Origin of the sequence: Chitinophaga sp., assembly GCF_035761305.1 — a bacterium.
Classification (GTDB): domain Bacteria; phylum Bacteroidota; class Bacteroidia; order Chitinophagales; family Chitinophagaceae; genus Chitinophaga.
Map to the genome: position 1 here is coordinate 1 of NZ_DASTRI010000188.1, position 2074 is coordinate 2074.

Below are 2074 nucleotides of genomic sequence, written 5' to 3' on the forward strand. Positions count from 1 at the left end.
CCAGCAATACCGCCGCCTCATACTGCTCCAGCTCCCGGCGCTTGCGGGCGCTGTAGGCCTGCACCAGCTGCAGCAGCTCGCGGCTCACAGGAATGATCCGCTCCTTGTTGCCCTTTCCCAGCACTTTAATGGTAAGATTACCGGTATCTATATTGCGTTCCTGCAGGTTAATCAGCTCCGATAAACGGATGCCGGTATTATACAGCAGCTCAAAAATCAGGCGGTGGGTATCTCCCTCCAGGTCATCGCTGAAAATAGGCGTGTTTTCCTGGCCCCTGCGCAGACTTTTATTGTCCTCCACGGCCTGCATGCCCTTTTCATCAATAAAACCAGGCAGGCGGCGGCTTATTTTAGGCGCAGCTACCTTTACCATAGGGGTTTGCTTAACCCATCCCTGGCGCACGGCGTACTTAAAAAATGATTTGAGAGCGGATATTTTGCGGTTAACGGTACGGGCCTGCTGCTTCTCAGCCATCAGGGCAGCCAGCCAGGAGCGGATGTGCAAATGGCCAATGGCCGGCAGGTCAGGCACACCGTCGTACTGGGACTGTAAATAATCAAAAAACTGGCGGAGGTCCTGCTCATAGGCAATAGCCGTATGATCGGAATAACGCTTTTCCAGCTGTATGTAAGAGAGGAACCGGGCTACTGCCGGGTGTAAGGGCGGCTTGCTCAAATACAAAAAAATTGATGATTGTAAAGTTATTACAAAACCTTACAATCATCAAGTATTTTGAACGGAAGTACTTATCCGATTAATCTTCAAATTTGCCACTGGCCAACTGCTGCTTGTAAACAGCTTTCAGCACCTGGTTACGACGCTTTACAGAAGGCTTGGTGAAAGATTGACGGGAACGCAGCTGCAGCAGGATGCGTGCCTTCTCAAACTTCTTTTTATACTTCTTGAGCGCCTTGTCAATGTTTTCGCAATCTTTGGAATCGATAATCAACATAATGAAAACTCCTTTAATAATTTTAGGGAGAGCAAAGATAGTACAATGTTTCAATAATACCAAATACAATCAGCCGTACTTCCCGCCACCAGGGTACGCCCCTCCTGCCCCTCCTGTTAAATTGCTGCGCTATTGCGGTGCAACTGCGGAAAAACAGGGTTTTCCCCAGGGAGCTATTGCTGCGCCATTGCTGCGCAACTACTCCCCCCTGCATAAACCCCTACATCTTTTTCACCCTAAAAAAACCGCCTTTATAACCGCACACCAGGCATCGGTATGCACAAATGCACCCTACGCCCGTAAGTTTCCGCCAAGTTGCTTACTTTTAAATACTAAAGTAAATGTTATGTTCACCGGTATCATAGAATCATTAGGAGAAGTAGTGTCCACCAAAAAAGACGGCGGTAACCTGGTTATCAGCATACGGTCTGCGCTCACGCCCGAGCTGAAAGTAGACCAAAGCATTGCCCATAACGGCGTATGCCTTACTGTAACCGGCCTGCAGGAAAATATTTATGAGATAGTAGCCGTAGCAGAAACCCTGCAAAAAACCAACCTGGGCCAGCTGGCCCCCGGGCAGCTGGTAAACCTGGAACGCGCCATGGTATTTAACGGCCGTATAGATGGCCACCTGGTACAGGGCCACGTAGACGGTGTGGGCGAATGCCTGTCTAAAACCCCGCAGGATGGCAGCTGGGAATACCGCTTCCGCTACCCCGAAGGGTTTGCCGCCCTGCTGGTAGAAAAAGGTTCTATTTGCCTTAACGGCATCAGCCTCACTGTTTTTAATGTAACAAACCGGGAGTTTTCCGTAGCCGTAATCCCCTACACTTATCAGCATACCAATATATCGGCCGTAGCACCCGGCGACACTGTTAACCTGGAATTTGACATCCTGGGAAAATATGTAGCCCGGCAGCTGGCGGCTAAAGATTAATTACGAAATGCACAGCATTCATGAATGCCTTTGAAAAGTAATTATGATTATGAATAATTACGAATTATTCAATTACGAATGGATGGAAACGAAGATTAAGCAGGAACCACGAACGCCGTTTGCCTAAACTTTCTTTTCATTAAAACACCTGGCAAATAGCCCGCTGCCCCAATCCGTAATTGAC

General features: G+C 48.5%; 4 protein-coding genes. 1 reads left to right on the forward strand and 3 read right to left on the reverse strand.

The window, feature by feature from the left end; genetic code table 11:
* The 3 genes from VFS25_RS16285 to VFS25_RS16295 all read right to left on the reverse strand — a co-directional run.
* Positions 1-676 (reverse strand): site-specific integrase (locus VFS25_RS16285; protein WP_326463229.1); only part of this gene is annotated, 676 nt, incomplete at its 3' end.
* Positions 677-755: 79 nt separating this feature from the next.
* Positions 756-953, reverse strand: a complete 198-nt coding sequence (rpsU, locus tag VFS25_RS16290) for a 30S ribosomal protein S21 (RefSeq protein WP_298742009.1) — start codon at positions 951-953, stop codon at positions 756-758.
* 22 nt (positions 954-975) lie between these two features.
* Positions 976-1167, reverse strand: a complete 192-nt coding sequence (locus VFS25_RS16295; protein WP_326463230.1) for a hypothetical protein — start codon at positions 1165-1167, stop codon at positions 976-978.
* Positions 1168-1299: 132 nt separating this feature from the next.
* Between VFS25_RS16295 and VFS25_RS16300 the strand changes: the two genes are divergently transcribed.
* Positions 1300-1890 (forward strand): riboflavin synthase, encoded by a 591-nt coding sequence (locus VFS25_RS16300; RefSeq protein ID WP_326463231.1) that lies wholly within the window; start codon positions 1300-1302, stop codon positions 1888-1890.
* Positions 1891-2074: the final 184 nt, after the last annotated feature.

What these genes read in the sequence shown, in the direction of transcription:
- rpsU (WP_298742009.1), bottom strand. Translation starts at nt 953, where the DNA reads ATGTTGATTATCGATTCCAAAGATTGCGAAAACATTGACAAGGCGCTC.
- VFS25_RS16295 (WP_326463230.1), bottom strand. Translation starts at nt 1,167, where the DNA reads ATGCAGGGGGGAGTAGTTGCGCAGCAATGGCGCAGCAATAGCTCCCTG.
- VFS25_RS16300 (WP_326463231.1), top strand. Translation starts at nt 1,300, where the DNA reads ATGTTCACCGGTATCATAGAATCATTAGGAGAAGTAGTGTCCACCAAA.